The 15,968-nt window shown below is 72.3% G+C and carries 11 protein-coding genes; 2 read left to right on the top strand and 9 right to left on the bottom strand.

Features of this window, described 5'->3' with window-relative positions:
- Positions 1–234 precede the first annotated feature (234 nt).
- The 7 genes from VMF51_RS15700 to VMF51_RS15670 form a co-directional block, all read right to left on the bottom strand.
- Positions 235–2,790, bottom strand: coding sequence for a 5'-nucleotidase C-terminal domain-containing protein (locus VMF51_RS15700; RefSeq protein ID WP_325475394.1), 2,556 nt, complete (start codon positions 2,788–2,790; stop codon positions 235–237).
- A gap of 83 nt (positions 2,791–2,873) precedes the next feature.
- Entirely contained in the window at positions 2,874–3,482 is a 609-nt protein-coding gene (pgsA, locus tag VMF51_RS15695) for a CDP-diacylglycerol--glycerol-3-phosphate 3-phosphatidyltransferase (protein WP_325475393.1), read from the bottom strand.
- Entirely contained in the window at positions 3,483–4,898 is a 1,416-nt protein-coding gene (rimO, locus tag VMF51_RS15690) for a 30S ribosomal protein S12 methylthiotransferase RimO (RefSeq protein ID WP_325475423.1), read from the bottom strand.
- Positions 4,899–5,689: 791 nt separating this feature from the next.
- The gene (locus VMF51_RS15685) at positions 5,690–6,088 is read right to left on the bottom strand and encodes a universal stress protein (RefSeq protein WP_325475392.1); all 399 of its coding nucleotides are present in this window, start codon (positions 6,086–6,088) and stop codon (positions 5,690–5,692) included.
- Positions 6,085–7,644 (bottom strand): tripartite tricarboxylate transporter permease, encoded by a 1,560-nt coding sequence (locus VMF51_RS15680; RefSeq protein ID WP_325475391.1) that lies wholly within the window; start codon positions 7,642–7,644, stop codon positions 6,085–6,087. Before VMF51_RS15680 ends, VMF51_RS15685 begins: the two co-directional genes overlap by 4 nt.
- On the bottom strand, positions 7,644–8,168 hold the full coding sequence (locus VMF51_RS15675) for a tripartite tricarboxylate transporter TctB family protein (protein WP_325475390.1): 525 nt from the start codon (positions 8,166–8,168) through the stop codon (positions 7,644–7,646). The genes VMF51_RS15680 and VMF51_RS15675 overlap by 1 nt, the downstream gene beginning before the upstream one ends.
- Positions 8,165–9,151 (bottom strand): Bug family tripartite tricarboxylate transporter substrate binding protein, encoded by a 987-nt coding sequence (locus VMF51_RS15670; RefSeq protein WP_325475389.1) that lies wholly within the window; start codon positions 9,149–9,151, stop codon positions 8,165–8,167. The genes VMF51_RS15675 and VMF51_RS15670 overlap by 4 nt, the downstream gene beginning before the upstream one ends.
- 86 nt (positions 9,152–9,237) lie before the next feature.
- Between VMF51_RS15670 and VMF51_RS15665 the strand changes: the two genes are divergently transcribed.
- Both VMF51_RS15665 and VMF51_RS15660 read left to right on the top strand, forming a co-directional pair.
- Positions 9,238–10,854, top strand: coding sequence for a sensor histidine kinase (locus VMF51_RS15665; RefSeq protein ID WP_325475388.1), 1,617 nt, complete (start codon positions 9,238–9,240; stop codon positions 10,852–10,854).
- Between the two features lie 3 nt (positions 10,855–10,857).
- Positions 10,858–11,526, top strand: a complete 669-nt coding sequence (locus VMF51_RS15660) for a response regulator (RefSeq protein ID WP_325475387.1) — start codon at positions 10,858–10,860, stop codon at positions 11,524–11,526.
- Here VMF51_RS15660 and VMF51_RS15655 read toward each other — a convergent pair.
- Together VMF51_RS15655 and VMF51_RS15650 are read right to left on the bottom strand one after the other, a co-directional pair.
- Positions 11,508–13,247 carry a helix-turn-helix transcriptional regulator gene (locus VMF51_RS15655; RefSeq protein ID WP_325475386.1) on the bottom strand — a complete coding sequence of 580 codons (1,740 nt, stop codon included), beginning with the start codon at positions 13,245–13,247 and terminating at the stop codon, positions 11,508–11,510. The genes VMF51_RS15660 and VMF51_RS15655 overlap by 19 nt on opposite strands.
- Positions 13,244–15,964, bottom strand: coding sequence for an FtsK/SpoIIIE family DNA translocase (locus tag VMF51_RS15650; protein ID WP_325475385.1), 2,721 nt, complete (start codon positions 15,962–15,964; stop codon positions 13,244–13,246). The genes VMF51_RS15655 and VMF51_RS15650 overlap by 4 nt, the downstream gene beginning before the upstream one ends.
- Between the last annotated feature and the right edge of the window lie 4 nt (positions 15,965–15,968).

Genomic DNA, 15,968 nt, shown 5'->3' with positions numbered 1-15,968 from the left:
TTCGGGGGCACGATCGAACCGGGGGGACCGTAACCCGCCGATTCGGGCCGTTGTCCGGACATTCGATGAACGCGACGTAACGCTTTGACCCAAGACGGATCACGACCGGACGACTACTGCAGGCTCCGCCAAAGGACCGGCAATTCTTTGTCGGGTTCTACCGTTGCCGGAAACGCCGGACGCCGGGCGGGGTCCCGGAGGACCCGCCCGGCGCCGGGTCGGAGCGAGGGCGGCTCAGCGCCGCGTGACGCGCACCCGGATCGTGCGGGTGGCCCGCTTGACGGTGGTGGTCCCCAGGTAGGTGATGTCGATCCGCTTGCGCCCCGGGAACCGGAAGGTGGGCAGCCACATCACCGCGCGGCCGTTGACGAGCCGCAGCCGCGCCCGCTTGCCGCCCTTGATGACGACCCGGACGTCCCCGCTGACGCTGTCCAGCCCGGCCGGCGGGCGTACCCGGACGGCGAGCAGCGGCCGGTGGCGGCGTACGACGATCCGCTTGGCCTTGACGTCGACCAGGAGCTTCCGCGGGGTGGCCTTCGCGACGCCCACCCGGATCTCCCTCCCGGCGTTGGAGCCGAGGTTGTCGTCGCCGAGGTAGGCGACGCGGAGCCGGTGGTAGCCCGGCGCGAGGCTCCGGCCGGCGACGGAGATCGTGACCTTGCCGTCGACCAGGTCGGCGCGCCGGACCAGCCGGTCACCGTCCATCAGCCGCACCCGTCCCGAGGGCAGGAGCGGGCCGCCGACGGTCACCGGGATCGACCAGGCCTGGCCGTAGGTCAGCTTCGCCGGCAGCGGCGCGCTCAGCGTCGAGGGCAGCTTGGGTAGCGCGGCACCGACGAGGGTCCGGCTGGGCTCGGCGATCAGCGCGAGACCCTGCTCCCCCGCCAGGTCCGCGGGCACGGTCAGGTCGACCGAGGCGGCGCCGTTCGTGACCGGGAAGGTGCCGAGCTCGCGGTAGCTCGCCCCGGAGACGGCGAACGCCTTCACCCGGGTGTTGGCGGGGCTGCCCTGCGACGTGAGGTCCAGGTCGGCGAGGTCCACGTCGACCTCGTCGCCCGCGCCGACCGTGGCGGGCAGCGTGCCGCTCACCTCGACCTGCTGACGGGCGTAGTCCGGCCGGACCGTCTCGGCCCTGCGCAGGTGGTCGGCGAACATCTCGATGTCGAGGATGCCCGTGTCGGTCACCTCGCCCTGGCGGAAGGCCGTGAAGCCGTCGGCGCCGCCGGCCAGGAAGCTCAGCGTCGAGACGGTGTACGACGTCGCCGGCTGCAGCAGCGTGCCGTCGAGCCGGATCGAGGTGATCCGGTCCCCGGCGGGGCGGCTCGGGTCGGCGGTGACGCGCAGGTTGTCCGAGACGCCGAGCTGGAGGTACGGCTCCTCCGCGTCCTCACGCCACTGCTGCTCGAACAGCTCGTCGATCTGCGCCCCGGTCATCTCCACCAGGGCGACCGTGTTGCCGAAGGGCAGCACGGCCGCGGCCTCGGCGTACGTGACGACGCGGTCGGCGTTGAGCGGATTCTGGGCGGTGTCGCCGGCGGCGAGCAGCTCGGCCCGCAGACCGCCGGGGTTGGTGACGCCGAAGTCGGGGTCACCGGCCGCGGGACCGGCCAGCAGGGTCTCGGCCACCAGGTTGCCGAGCGTCGACTCCCCGGACCGGTCGTCGCGGGTGCCTCCGGTGTAGCGCCCGTTGGCGTACGTCCCGCCCGTGTAGGCCGTGGTGATGTCGCCGACCTGGCGGCCGATGGGCTGGTTGCCGACCTGGGCGGCGTGGGCGAGCGCGGCGTCCACGATGCCCTTCACCTTCGCGACCGCGGGGAGCGCGGTGTTCGCCTCGGCGACGCGCGGCACGTTCGTGGCGTCGTACGACGTGACGGTGTCGGTGTCGGGGTCGTAGGTCAGCGTGACCCGGCCGACGTGGGCGCCGTACGACCCGGTCTGCACGATCGGGCGGGTCGCCCCCTCGCCGTCCGGGACGGGGGCGTCCCAGGCGTAGGTCGCGTGCGTGTGCGCGGTGAAGATGACGTCGACCGCGGCCGAGGTGTCCTCGACGATGGAGGCGAACGCCCCACCCTTCGCGACCTCCCCGGCCAGCGTCGAGTCGGCCTCTCCCTGGCCGGCGCCCTCGTGGTACTCGGCCACCACGACGTCGGCCTCGCCGTTGCCCGGGACGCCGTCGGTCAGCCGGCCGGCCACCCGGTTGACGGCCTCGACCGGGTCGCCGAACTCCAGGTCGGCGATGCCGGCGGGCGTGACGGCGGTCGCGGTCTCCTGCGTGACGACCCCGATGACCCCCACCGTGACCCCGCCGACCTCGAAGGTGTCGTACTCCGGGAGCGCGGGCGTGGTGGTGCCCTTGCGGTAGACGTTCGCGCCGAGGTAGCGCCAGTCGGCGCGGGCCTCGATCCGGCCGGTGAGGTCGGCCGCGCCCTTGTCGAACTCGTGGTTGCCGACCGCCGAGCTCTTCAGGCCGAGGGCGTTGAGGACGTCGATCGTTGGGTTGTCCTGCTGGGTGCTGGAGGCGAACACCGTGGCCCCGACGTTGTCGCCGGCCGAGAGCAGCAGGGTGTTCGGCTCGGCGGCCCGCAGGCCCTCGACCGTCGTCGCGAACTTCGTGGTGTCGGCGTCGATGCGGCCGTGGAAGTCGTTGAGGTTGAGCAGCTGCAGCTCGACCGGGTCGGCGGCGTGGGCCGCTGGAGCGGCCACGACGCTGAGGGCGGTGCCGGCCAGCCCGAGGGCGGTGGCGGAGGCGACGGCGCGCCACAGGCGCCGGGAGGAATGCGGAGCGGACACGGCGACGGGCCTTCCCGAGGGCGATTGGTTGGCTCCGGCACCTTAACCGTCGCCTCCCCCCGTGCCCGGGAGCCTCGCCCGGCTCAGCGCAGGCTGGCGCGCTGCCGCCACACGTCGCGGTAAAACTCGTAGCCCGACCACAGGGTCAGCGCGACGGCGACGGCGAGGCACGCCTGCGACACGTAGAACACGACCTCGCCCGGCGTCTGCAGCGCGCTCGGGAGGTCCGCGTCGCGCAGCGGCAGGATCAGCCCGCCGAGCGCCAGTGCCTGGAACGTCGTCTTCAGCTTCCCGAGGTCCTTGGCCGCGATCACGACCTTCTTCAGCACCGACAGGCGCAGCAGCGTGACGCTCCACTCGCGCAGCAGCACGAGGATGGTGACCCACCACCAGATGTCGCCGACGATCGAGAGCCCGATGAAGGCCATCCCGGTGATCGCCTTGTCGGCGATCGGGTCGGCGATCTTGCCGAAGTCGGTGACCAGGTTGCGCGAGCGGGCGATGTCGCCGTCGATCTTGTCGGTGATCATCGCGACCGCGAAGATCACCCACGCCACGGTGCGCCACACCGCCGACTCGCCGCCGTCGATGAGCAGCGCCCAGGCGAAGAACGGGACCAGCACGATCCGCAGGGTCGTGAGGACGTTGGGCAGGTTGAAGTTGCTCACCCGCTGCTGCTCGGTCCCGGTCATTCAGACCTCCTTCGCGATCAGGTCGACGCCGTCGGTGGCGACCACCTCGGCGCGCACGAGGTCCCCGACCTGCGGACCCGGCCGGTCGAGGTACGTCGTACCGTCCACCTCGGGACCCTGGTGCGCGGCCCGTCCGGCGACCTCGCCGTCCTCGACGGACTCGACGAGCACCTCGACGATCTCGCCGATCCGCTCCTCGGCCCGCTGGGCGTTGAGCTCCTCGACGAGCGACTGCACGTGCTCGGTGCGGGCGCGGACCTCGTCCTCGTCGAGCTTCCCGTCGTACGACGCGGCCTCGGTGCCGTCCTCGTCGGAGTAGCCGAACACCCCGGTGACGTCCATCCGCGCGGCGACCAGGAAGTCGCACAGCGTCTGGAACTCGTCCTCGGTCTCGCCCGGGAAGCCGACGATGACGTTGGAGCGCACGCCGGCGGTCGGCGCCAGCGCGCGGATCCGGTCGAGCAGGCCCAGGAAGCTCTCGGGGTCGCCGAAGCGACGCATCCGCCGCAGCACCGTCGCGCTGGCGTGCTGGAAGGAGAGGTCGAAGTACGGCACCACGCCGGGGGTGCTCGCGATCGCCTCGACCAGACCCGGGCGGGTCTCGGCCGGCTGGAGGTAGGAGACCCGGACCCGCTCGACGCCGTCGACCGCGGCCAACTCGGGCAGCAGCGTCTCGAGCAGTCGCAGGTCGCCGAGGTCCTTGCCGTACGACGTGGAGTTCTCCGAGACCAGGAAGAGCTCGCGGACGCCCTGGCTCGCCAGCCACTGCGCCTCGACCAGCACGTCGGCGGGCCGGCGGCTGACGAAGGAGCCGCGGAAGGCCGGGATCGCGCAGAACGTGCAGCGCCGGTCACAGCCGCTGGCCAGCTTCAGCGGAGCCATCGGGCCGCCGTCGAGGCGGCGGCGCAGGCCGCGGGGTCCGGTGAGCGGGCCGCCGATCCCGACGTCGCCGCTGGTGGCGACGGCGTGACCGGGCACGCTCAGCGCGGAGGCGTCGCGCTCGGCCGGCGAGATCGGCAACAGCCGGCGCCGATCCTGCGGGGTGTGCGCCTGGTGGGTCTCCCCCGCCACGATCGAGCGCAGCCGCGCCGCGATGTCGGGGTAGTCGTCGAAACCCAGCACCGCGTCGGCCTCGGGCAGCGACTCGGCGAGGTCCTTGCCGTACCGCTCGGCCATGCAGCCGACCGCCACGACCGCCTGCGTGCGGCCGGACTCCTTGAGGTCGGCGGCCTCCAGCAGGGTGTCGACCGAGTCCTTCTTGGCCGCCTCGACGAAGCCGCAGGTGTTGACGACGACCGTGTCGGCGTCCTCCGGGTCATCGACCAGCAGGAAGCCGTCGGCCTCCAGCCGGCCGGCCAGCTCCTCGGAGTCGACCTCGTTGCGGGCGCACCCGAGGGTCACGAGGGCTACGGACAGCAGGTCGCGGGCAGGGGACGTCTCGGTGGTCTGGCTCATGGTCGTTCCCGAGTATGACCGCCCGGAGCCCACGTCCGCGAACTGCCGCACGCTGGTTGAGGTGCGAGGGCCGCCAGGCCCGAGCCTGCCCCGACGCTGGTTGAGGTGCGAGGAGCTCCAGCGACGAGCCTCGAAACCCAGCAAGACCTACGACGGCCCCGATCGAGGCCGACGCTCGACAAGACGGGTTTCGAGGCCCCTCCGCTCGTACCTCGCTCCGGAGCACCTCAACCAGCGGCACACGCCGGTCGAGGTGGCCCCGACGACGCTGGTTGAGGTGCGAGGAGCTCCAGCGACGAGCCTCGAAACCCGGCGAGACGTACGACGGCCCCCGATCGAGGCCGACTCTCGACAAGACGGGTTTCGAGGCCCCTCCGCTCGTACCTCGCTCCGGAGCACCTCAACCAGCGGCACACGCCGGTCGAGCCCGCCCCGACGCTGGTTGAGGCGCGAGGGCCGCCAAGGCCCGAGCCTCGAAACCCAGCAAGACGTACGACGGCCTCGATCGAGGCCGACTCTCGACAAGACGGGTTTCGAGGCCCCTCCGCTCGTACCTCGCTCCGGAGCACCTCAACCAGCGGCACGACCACGCTGGTTGAGGTGCGAGGGACGAAGTCCTGAGCCTCGAAACCCGGCAAGACGCACGACGACCCCGACCGAGGCCGACTCTCGACAAGACGGGTTTCGAGGCCCCTCCGCTCGTACCTCGCGCCGGAGCACCTCAACCAGCGGCATACGTCCTCGACCAGCGCTCAGACCGGCTCCGTGTCCGGCTTCACGGTGAGCACGGGGCAGTGCGCGCCGAGGATGACCCGCTGGGCGACGCTGCCCATCAACAGCTTGCCGACGGGCGTACGCCTCCGCATGCCGAGCACGATGAGCCGGACCCGCTCCTCCTCGGCGATCCTGAGCAGCTCGTCGGCCACGTCGGCGACGACCGGCTGGCGCACCTCGACGTCGACCCCGTCCAGGTCGTCCCCGACGTGCTCGAAGACCTCCGGGGCGGCGAAGCGCTGGTCGACGTACGCGTCGCCCTTGCTGCCGTTCACGATCAGCAGGTCGTAGCCACGCTGGCGGGCCTCGACGGCGGCGTGCCGCACCGCCGCCCGGCCGTACTCGTCGGGCGTGAAGCCCACCAGGATCGTGCTCATCGGTCCACCAGCTCTCGATCGTCGGACGGGCCGTCGGCCGGGCCGTCGTCAGCGGGGTCGTTCGTCCGGTCGAACCGCGACGGGAGCAGGAAACGCGCCGCGATCGGCACGACCAGGAACAGGGCGATCAGCACGTAGACGATCACCGACAACGGCTCGTTCACCAGCCCGGAGGCGTCCCCGCCGGAGAGGGCCAGCGCCTCGCGGAGCTTGGACTCCATGATCGGCCCGAGGATGACGCCGAGGATCAGCGGCAGCACCGGCAGGCCGAAGCGGCGCATGGCCAGGCCGAGCAGCCCGAAGATCAGCAGCAGGAACAGGTCGAATGCGTCCAGGTTGACCGTGTAGGCACCGAGCGAGGCGAAGAACAGGATGCCGGCGTACAGGTAGGGCCGCGGCACCCGCAGCAGCTTCGCCCACAGCGGCGCGAGCGGCAGGTTGAGGACGAGCAGCATGGTGTTGCCGATCAGCAGGCTGGCCAGCAGCGTCCAGACCAGGTCGGGCTGCTCGGTCATCAGCTGCGGCCCCGGCTGGATGCCGTAGCTCTGCAGCGCGGCCAGCATGATCGTCGCGGTCGCGGTGACCGGCAGCCCCATCGCCAGCAGCGGCACGAAGGTGCCGGCTGCGGAGGCGTTGTTGGCCGCCTCCGGTCCCGCCACGCCCTCGATCGCCCCCTTGCCGAACTCCTCGGGGTGCTTGGTGAGCTTCTTCTCCGCCAGGTAGGACAGGAAGGTCGGGGTCTCGGCGCCGCCCGCCGGGATAGCCCCGAACGGGAAGCCCAGCGCGGTCCCCCGCAGCCACGGCTTCCACGAGCGCCGCCAGTCCTCCTTGCCCATGAAGGGCTGGCCGACGGGGGTGATCTGCAACGGCGTACGACGCAGGTGCGCGGCGACCCAGAAGGCCTCGCCGAGCGCGAAGATGCCGACCGCCACCACCACGATGTCGAGCCGGTCCGCGAGCTGGGTGGTGCCGAAGCTCAGCCGCGGCTGCCCGGTGTTCAGGTCCAGGCCGACCAGACCGATCGTCAGGCCGATGAAGAGCGCGATGAAGCCGCGCAGCTTGGAGCTGCCGAGCACCGCCGTCACCAGCACCAGCGCCATCACCGTGATCGCGAGGTACGACGGCGCGCCGATCTTGACCGCCACCTCGGCGAGCGCGGGGGCGAAGAAGACCACGCCCATGGTCCCGATCGTGCCAGCGATGAACGACCCGATGGCGGCGGTGGCGAGCGCCTGCGCGGCCCGCCCCGCCTTGGCCATCTTGTTGCCCTCGATGGCGGTCATCACCGACGCCGACTCACCGGGGGTGTTGAGCAGGATCGACGTCGTCGAGCCGCCGTACATGCCGCCGTAGTAGATGCCGGCGAACATGATGAAGGCCTGGGTGGCGTCCAGCCCGTAGGTCACGGGCAGCAGCAGCGCCACGGCCATGGCCGGGCCGATGCCCGGCAGCACGCCGACGAACGTCCCGAGCAGCACGCCGAGCGCGGCCCAGAGCAGGTTCTCGGGGGTGACGGCGGCCTCGAGGCCGCCCCAGAGCAGGTTGAGACTGTCCATCAGAGGATCCCGTCCAGGAGGCCGGGGCTGAGCGGGATCCCGAGACCGACGTAGAAGCCGTACCAGCTGGCCACCGACATCACGATGCCGACGAGCACGTCCCGCACGAGGGTGGTGCTGCCGAGCGCCCAGGCGGCGCCCGCGAAGAGCAGCGCCCCGGAGATGGCCCAGCCGAGCACGGTGATGGTGGCGATGGTGAAGACCAGGACGCCGACCAGCTTGCCGACCGTCACCCAGTCCGCGGGCGTGTCCAGGTCGACGTCCTCGCCGTCGTCGGCCTCCGGGCGCGAACCGCGCAGGGTGGCGATCACGAGCAGCACGGCCAGCAACAACAGCACCGAGCCGATGACGTAGGGGAAGACGCGCGGGCCCACGGGGTCGGCGAACCCGACCTCGAGGGTGCTGGCGTCGTACAGGGTGTAGCCGCCCAGCAGGGCGAGGAAGCCGGCCAGTCCGAACTGAGCGCGGTCGATCCGGACCGGCTCGGTGGCAGCCGCGGTGGTCTCGTGGCTCGTCTCGGTCACAGCAGACCGACCTCCTCCAGGGTCGACGCGACGCGCGCGTCCTGCTCGTCCAGGAACTCGCCGAACTCGTCGCCCGTCTTCAGCGCATCGGTCCAGCCGTTGTCCTCGAGGGCCTGCTCCCACTGTGGGGTGGCGTGCATCTCCTCGATGAACCCGATCAGCTCGGCGCGACGCTCCTCGGAGATGTCCGGCGGTGCGAGCACCCCGCGCCAGTTGGTGAACACCAGGTCGATGCCCGACTCGGTCAGCGTCGGCGCGTCCTTGACCGACTTGCCGGTGAGCCGTTCCTCGCCCGAGACGGCGAGCACCCGAAGCTCGCCGGCCTCGATCTGGCCCTCGAACTCGCCGAGACCCGAGAAGCCGACCGCGATCTTCTCGCCGAGCAGGGCGCTGGTCAGCGGCCCGCCGCCGTCGTACGGCACGTAGCGGACCTCCGACGGCTCGATGTCGACCGCCTCGGCGAGCTGCATCGGGAACAGGTGGTCGGGGCCGCCGGGGCTGGAGCCGCCGCCGACGGCGATGCCGGAGGGGTCGGCCTGCCAGGCCGCGACGAAGTCGTCGATGCTCTGGTACGGCGAGTCCGCCGGCACCAGCACGCCCTCCTGGTCCTCGATCAGCTGGGCGATCGGGGTGGCATCGGTGACCTTGTAGGGCAGCGCGAAGGAGTACGCCGAGCCGACCACGCCCAGGCCCATGGTCATCAGGGTGTGCTCGTCGCCCGACGCGCCCATCAGCCGGGTCAGGGCGACCGAGCCGCCGGCGCCGAGGATGTTGGTGACCTCGAAGTCGCCACCCGTGATGTCGGTCTGGTCGAAGACGCCCACCGCCGCGCGGCCGGTCTGGTCGTACCCCCCGCCGGGGCTGTTGGGGATCCACATCGCCAGGTCGCGGCTCTCGTCGCCGCGGGTCACCCCGCACCCGGCGAATGTCGTCACCGCCATCAGCGCGACCGCGGTCGCGACCACTCGTGTTGCCGTCAGCATGGTTCTCCTGTCAGGTTCCGTGGTGACGAGCATCGTCACGAATGTGGCAGCGGTCACTCTTGGGAAACCAAAGGAGGTTGTGGAACTTGTGGTCACGTGCGGCACGGGTGTCGCTGGCCGGCCAGTTCCTGGCCCTGCAGCTCGCCGTGCTGCTGGTCGTGCTCGTCGTGGTCAGCGTCTTCTCGGTCCGGCAGAACGACGCGGACTTCCGCGACCAGCGACGTGACCGGATGACCGCCGCGGCCGAGGCGGTCGCCAGCACGGCTGCCGTTCAGGACGGCTTGGAGGGCGAGCCGGACCGGATGGCGCTGGCCTTCTCGCTCCAGCAGCGCGCCGACGACGTCGGCGCGTCCGTGGCCTTCCTGACCGACACCGACGGCACCGTGCTCGTCAGCACCGACCCCACGCGCGAGGGCGACACGGTCGACCTCGGCGAGCAGGAGGTGGTCGGGCGCCGCTCGTTCGGCGAGACCGAGGACCGCGGCTCGCGGGCAATCGGCGTGTCGGTCCCGGTGATCGCCAACAACGACCCCGAGGACGGGCCGCCGCCCGTAGGCACGCTGGTGGGTGGCGTCGTCATGCTCGAGCGGTACCCACCGCTCGGCGAGCGGCTCGCCAACGCCTTCGACGACCTGCTGATCTTCCTCGCCCTCGGCCTCGCGCTCGGCGGCGCTGGCTCGTGGCTGCTCTCCCGCCTCATCAAGCGCCGCACCCGCGGCCTGGAGCCCGCCGAGATCGCCGCGCTCGCCGACCAGCGCGAGGCGCTGCTGACCTCGATCCGCGAGGGCCTGGTCGCCGTCAGCGCCGACGGGGTCGTGACCGTGCTCAGCGAGAGCGCGCGGGAGCTCCTCAACCTGCCCGCCGACGCCCAGGGCCGGTCGCTGCGCGACCTCGACCTCGAGCCCCGGGTGGCCGACCTGCTCGGCGGCGCCGACCAGGTGCAGGACGCGGTGCTCCTCGTCGACGGGCGCCTCCTGGTCGTCAACCGGAACCCGGTCGAGGCCGCGGGCCGCCCGGCGGGGACGGTCGTGACGTTGCGCGACCGCACCGAGCTGCTCGCCATGCAGAGCGAGCTCAGCGCGCGCCAGGGCGTCACCGAAACGCTGCGCGCGCAGACCCACGAGTTCAGCAACCAGCTGCACACCATCTCCGGCCTGCTCCAGCTGCAGGAGTACGACGAGGCGGGCCGGCTGATCGGCACCCTCACCCGTCGCCGCGCCGAGATCAGCGACGCCGTCACCGCGCTCGTCGAGGACCCCGCCGTCGCGGCGCTGCTCATCGCCAAGACCAGCCTCGCCGCCGAGCGCCGGGTCGAGCTCCGCCTCGACGAGGACAGCGCACTCCCCCGGCTCGACCCCGACCTGTCGGCGGACGTGGGTACGGTGCTCGGCAACCTGGTCGACAACGCCGTGGACGCGGTGGCCTCCACGGGCGCGCCGGGCACGGTCGTCGTACGCCTGCTCGCCGACGGGGACGCGGTCGTGCTCCAGGTGGCGGACACCGGGCCGGGCGTCCCGCCCGAGCAGGTCGCCTCGGTGTTCCGCCGCGGCTTCACGACCAAGCCCTCGGACGCCAGCGGCCGCGGCGTCGGACTCGCGCTCGTGCAGGTCGTGTGCGAGCGTCGGGGCGGCTCGGTCTCGGTGCACAACGAGAACGGCGCCGTCTTCACCGCCCGCCTGCCCGCCGAGGACCTCCAAGATTGAGCCATGACTGACCTGCGCGTGCTCGTGGTGGACGACGACTTCATGGTCGCCTCGATCCACACCCGGTTCGTCGACCGCACGCCCGGCTTCGTCGTCGTCGGACAGGCGGCCACCGGCGCGACCGCGCTCGCCGAGATCGAGCGGCTCGTCCCCGACCTGGTGCTGCTCGACGTCCACCTGCCCGACCTGAGCGGCATCGAGGTGCTGCGGCGGCTGCGCGGCGCCGGCAACGACGTCGGGGTGATCGTGGTGACGGCCGCCCGGGAGTCGGACACCGTCCGCGCCGCGTCGGCCGGCGGCGCCACGCACTACCTCGTCAAGCCGTTCGAGTACGACGACCTGGTCGCCCGCCTCGAGGCGTTCCGCCAGTCGCACCGGGCGCTCGCCGGCTCCGAGGCGCCGGACCAGGACGACATCGACGCGGTCTTCGCGCCGGTCGGCCGCGCCCGGGTCGCGCTCCCGAAGGGGCTGAGCCCGGAGACCGCCGCCCTGGTGGACGCCGCCCTCGACGAGGGCGAGCTGTCCGCGGCCGAGTGCGCCGAGCGGGTCGGGATCTCCCGGGTCAGCGCGCGGCGCTACCTGGAGCACTTCGTCGCCGCGGGCCGCGCCGCCGTCCGCCTGCAGTACGGCGGAGGCGGGCGGCCCGAGCGTCGTTACCGACGGACGACGTAGGTCTGCGACGCGCGCTCGCCGGTCTCCCCGATCGCCTTCGCGTCGCCGTCGCCCACGGTGACGACGAGCGAGCCGTCGGAGCTGGTGACCTTGATCGGGGTGACGACCTTCTTCAGGGTCTTCACCTGACCGAAGGCCAGGTCGCCGGTGAACACCAGCTGGCCCTCGCCGTCGACGACCTTGACGGCCGCGCCCCCTCCCGCGGCGTCGAGCCGCAGCGAGGTGACCGAGCCGGTGGCGCTGCTGCTCAGGCCGGCCGAACCGTCCAGCGGCGGCTCCTTGTCGAGCGCGACCGGACCGTCCATGAACAGGCGGGCGACCGACCAGGCGAGCACCAGCACCATCACGGCCGCGACCAGCACGGACCAGCTCGGCCCGCCGCGGGTACCGCGGATGCCGCCGCTGCTCCCGGTCGCCAGCTCCGCCTCGAAGACCCGTCGCGGGTCGACGGGCGCGTCGGCGTACCGCTCCTCGTAGGTGGCGAGCAGCGGGGCCACGTCGATGCCGACGATCCGGGCCAGCGTGCGCAGGTGGCCGCGGGCGTAGAAGTCGCCACCGCACGGCGCGAAGTCGTCGACCTCGATCGACTCGATGACGTGGGGGCGGATCCGGGTGCGCTCGGCCAGCTGGTCCACGCTCAGCCGGAGCCGCTCGCGGGCCGCGGCCAGCTGCGGACCGATGACCGGGTCGGGTGCGGCCTCGGGCGCCTCGAGGTCGTCGATGCGCAGCGGCGCGACCGCCGTGACGCTCGCCGCCTCGACCTCGGGCACGGCCTCCTCGACCAGGTCGACGCGCCCCGGACGGCGGAGCTCGCGCACCGCCGTCTGCTCGAGCTCGTCGGGGTCCGTCGTGAGGTCGCTGCGGACCTCGATGCGCGCGGCCGTCAGCGGGTCGCGCAGCGGGGCCGGGGTCGGGGTCGTCTCGGCCAGCGCGGCGACGTGCTCGTCGGCGATGACCTGGTCCTCCGGGACGCCCTCACCGGGAGTACGGCGCAGCCGCGCCAGCCCGTTGATCGCGCCCGCCAGCCACGGCCGCGGGTCGGGCAGCCGCCGCTCCTCGGCCCGCTCCTCGGTCTCGTCGGGCACGAGCTCCGGCGCCTCGGCGGCAGCCACGGCCGGCTCGGCTTCGATCCCGGTCTCAGGCTCGATCTCAGACTCGACCTCGGACTCGACCTCGGACTCCGCCGAGTAGTCGTCGTACACCTCGACGACCTCGGCCGCACCGGCCGCGAGCGCGTCGAGGGCGGCGGTCAGGTCGTCACCGGCGCCGGCGACACGGGTCGACAGGGACAGCGGCACGGAGAGCGGCTCGCCCTCGACCGGGAAGACCTCCAGCCGGCCGTCGCGCAGCACGCTGGTGCGGGGCAGGTGCTCGAGCGCCTCGACGGCGTCCCACGGCATGCCGTGCCAGGCCCGGCCCTGCCGGACCCGCAGGCCGTGGGCGTCCGCGACCAGCAGCGGGGTGCGAGCGTCGACGAAGGCCTGCAGCCAGGCGGCGGCGACCGCGCCCATCCCCAGGCACAGCGCCCAGTCGAGCCAGGCGCCGCTCCCGCTGGCGCGGGAGAGGTAGAGGATCGCGACGACGGCCGCGACGCCGCCGATGGCGCCGGCCAGGCCGGCGTTGCGGCGGACGGTCACCTCGACGGGCGGCGTACCGGCCCCGTCGACGTCGGTGACGACGTGGGTGTCGGTAATCTCGTGGTCGTGCAGCTGCTCGCTCACATCTCCCCCTGCAGGGTCGCGATGACGCCGTCGATCTCGTCGGGCTTGACCAGCACGTCGCGGGCCTTCGAGCCCTCGCTGGGACCGACCACGCCGCGGCTCTCCATGATGTCCATCAGTCGTCCGGCCTTGGCGAAGCCGACCCGCAGCTTGCGCTGCAGCATCGACGTCGAGCCGAACTGCGTCGACACGACCAGCTCGATGGCCTGGATGACCAGGTCCATGTCGTCGCCGATATCGTCGTCCAGCTCCCGCTTGGACGCGGCGGGTGCCGTCACGTCCTCGCGGTACGTCGGCTCGAGCTGGCCCTTGCAGTGGTTGACCACCTGGGCGATCTCGGCCTCGGTGACCCAGGACCCCTGGACGCGCAGCGCCTTCGAGGAGCCCATCGGCAGGAACAGGCCGTCACCCTGGCCGACCAGCTTCTCGGCGCCCGGCTGGTCGAGGATGACGCGGCTGTCGGCCAGCGACGACGTCGCGAACGCGAGCCGCGACGGCACGTTGGCCTTGATCAGGCCTGTGACGACGTCGACCGAGGGGCGCTGGGTCGCCAGCACCAGGTGGATGCCGGCGGCCCGGGCGAGCTGGGTGATCCGGACGACCGAGTCCTCGACGTCGCGCGGGGCGACCATCATCAGGTCGGCGAGCTCGTCGACGATCACCAGCAGGTAGGGGTACGGCGAGAGCACCCGCTCGCTGTGCGCGGGCACCTCGACCTTCCCGGCGCGGACGGCCTTGTTGAAGTCGTCGATGTGCCGGAAGCCGAAGTTGGCGAGGTCGTCGTAGCGCATGTCCATCTCGCGCACGACCCACTGCAGCGCCTCGGCCGCCTTCTTCGGGTTGGTGATGATCGGGGTGATCAGGTGCGGGACGCCCTCGTAGGCGTTCAGCTCGACCCGCTTGGGGTCGACCATGATCATCCGCACCTCGTCCGGCGTCGCCCGCATCAGCACCGAGGTGATCATCGAGTTGATGAACGACGACTTTCCGGAGCCGGTGGCGCCGGCGACCAGCAGGTGCGGCATCTTGGCCAGGTTGGCGACGACGAAGCCGCCCTCGACGTCCTTGCCGAGGCCGGCCACCATCGGGTGGGTCGCCGACCGGGCCGCGTTGGAGCGCAGCACGTCGCCGAGGGAGACGATCTCCTTGTCGGTGTTCGGGATCTCCACGCCGACCGCCGACTTGCCCGGGATGGGCGAGAGGATCCGGACATCGGCCGAGGCCACCGCGTAGGCGATGTTCTTCTGGATGTTCATGATCTTCTCGACCTTGACGCCGGGGCCGAGCTCGACCTCGTAGCGCGTCACCGTCGGCCCCCGGGTGTAGCCGGTGACCTGGGCGTCGATGTTGAACTCCTCGAGCACCTGGGTCAGCCGGTCGACCACAGCGTCGCTGGCCTTCGACTTCGCCTTGTGCACGGAGCCGGGCTTGAGGACCTCGTCGGCCGGGAGGGAGTAGACGATGTCGCCCGACAGGGCGAGCTGCTCGACCCGGGCCGGGAGCGGCGTGTGCGGCGGCGGCACCAGGTCGGCCTTCTCGGCGTCCGGGTCGCGGACGACCGGTCGCTCGACGGTGTCGTCGGGGCCGCGCGCGCTGATCGCCTCGGAGACCTGCGTCTCCGCGTCGGCGTCGACGTCGTACACCTCGTCGGGCGAGAACAGGTCCACGCCCACGTCCTGCGGGTCGTCCTGCTCGAGCGCGACGTCGACCGGGTCCTTCTTGCGCCGGCGCTTCTTGACCTCACGGTCCTCCAGCACCGGGGTGTCGTACGCCGGGTCGCCCATGTCGGGGTCGATCTCGTCGTCGTCGCGACGGCCGCGCCCGCGCGGCTCGTCCTCCTCCTCGTAGTGCTCGCGGCCCAGCAGCCGGTCGCCGAGGTCGCGGAGCCGGTCCGGGACCTGGTAGAGCGGCGTCGCGGTGACCACCAGGACGCCGAAGAAGGCGACCAGGGCGAGCAGCGGTACGACGACGTACGGCGAGCGGAGCAGGTCGAGCAGCACCGAGGACACGACGAAGCCGATCGCCCCGCCGGCGTCCTGCAGCGGCGCGGTGTCGCCGTCGATCGGCTCGGGCGAGCCGTTGGCGATGTGCACGATGCCGAGCACGCCGAAGGCGACCGCCGTCCAGCCGATCACCTGGCGGCCGACCGGACCGTTGTGCTCGGGGTCGCGCAGGGTCCGCCAGCCCGTCCACACCAGGACGAGCGGGACGAACCAGCCCATCTTGCCGACGGAGCCGGCCACCGCGGTCCGGGTGAACGACATGACGTCGCCACCCGGCTGGAACCACACCGCGGCGGCGACCACCAGCGCGATGCCCATCACGAACAGGCCGGCACCGTCGCGCCGGTGCGCCGGGTCCAGGTCGCGCGCGCTGCGGCCGATGCCGCGCGCGAGCGCCCCGACGCCGTGGGCGACGGCGAGCCAGATCGTGACCAGGCCGCGGGCGAGGCTGGTGAAGAGTCGGGCGACCGGCCCCGGTCCGCTGCGCACCGCCCGAGGTGCCGGGCGCGCGCTGCTCCCGCGGGAGCTCTTCGCGGGGGCGCGCTTCGCCGGTCGCTTGGCCGGCTGCTTGCCGGTCCGCGACGAGCTGGTGCGGCTGCTGCTGGTACTCCGGGCACGGGTGCTCGAGCCACTACTTCGTCCCGAGCCTCGCGACCCGGAAGTGGACGTGCTCTTGCTCCGCGACCCCGGCGGGGAAGACGTACGGGTCGCCATGGTC

Source organism: Nocardioides sp., from assembly GCF_035503875.1.
In the GTDB taxonomy this organism is placed as follows: domain Bacteria; phylum Actinomycetota; class Actinomycetes; order Propionibacteriales; family Nocardioidaceae; genus Nocardioides.
Note: the sequence above shows the minus strand (reverse complement) of the source record. Positions and strands in the feature narration are given on the sequence as shown.

Coding starts and splice junctions, on each gene's coding strand:
- VMF51_RS15670 (WP_325475389.1), bottom strand. CDS start 9,151: ATGCTGACGGCAACACGAGTGGTCGCGACCGCGGTCGCGCTGATGGCG.
- pgsA (WP_325475393.1), bottom strand. CDS start 3,482: ATGACCGGGACCGAGCAGCAGCGGGTGAGCAACTTCAACCTGCCCAAC.
- VMF51_RS15680 (WP_325475391.1), bottom strand. CDS start 7,644: ATGGACAGTCTCAACCTGCTCTGGGGCGGCCTCGAGGCCGCCGTCACC.
- VMF51_RS15685 (WP_325475392.1), bottom strand. CDS start 6,088: ATGAGCACGATCCTGGTGGGCTTCACGCCCGACGAGTACGGCCGGGCG.
- VMF51_RS15660 (WP_325475387.1), top strand. CDS start 10,858: ATGACTGACCTGCGCGTGCTCGTGGTGGACGACGACTTCATGGTCGCC.
- VMF51_RS15650 (WP_325475385.1), bottom strand. CDS start 15,964: ATGGCGACCCGTACGTCTTCCCCGCCGGGGTCGCGGAGCAAGAGCACG.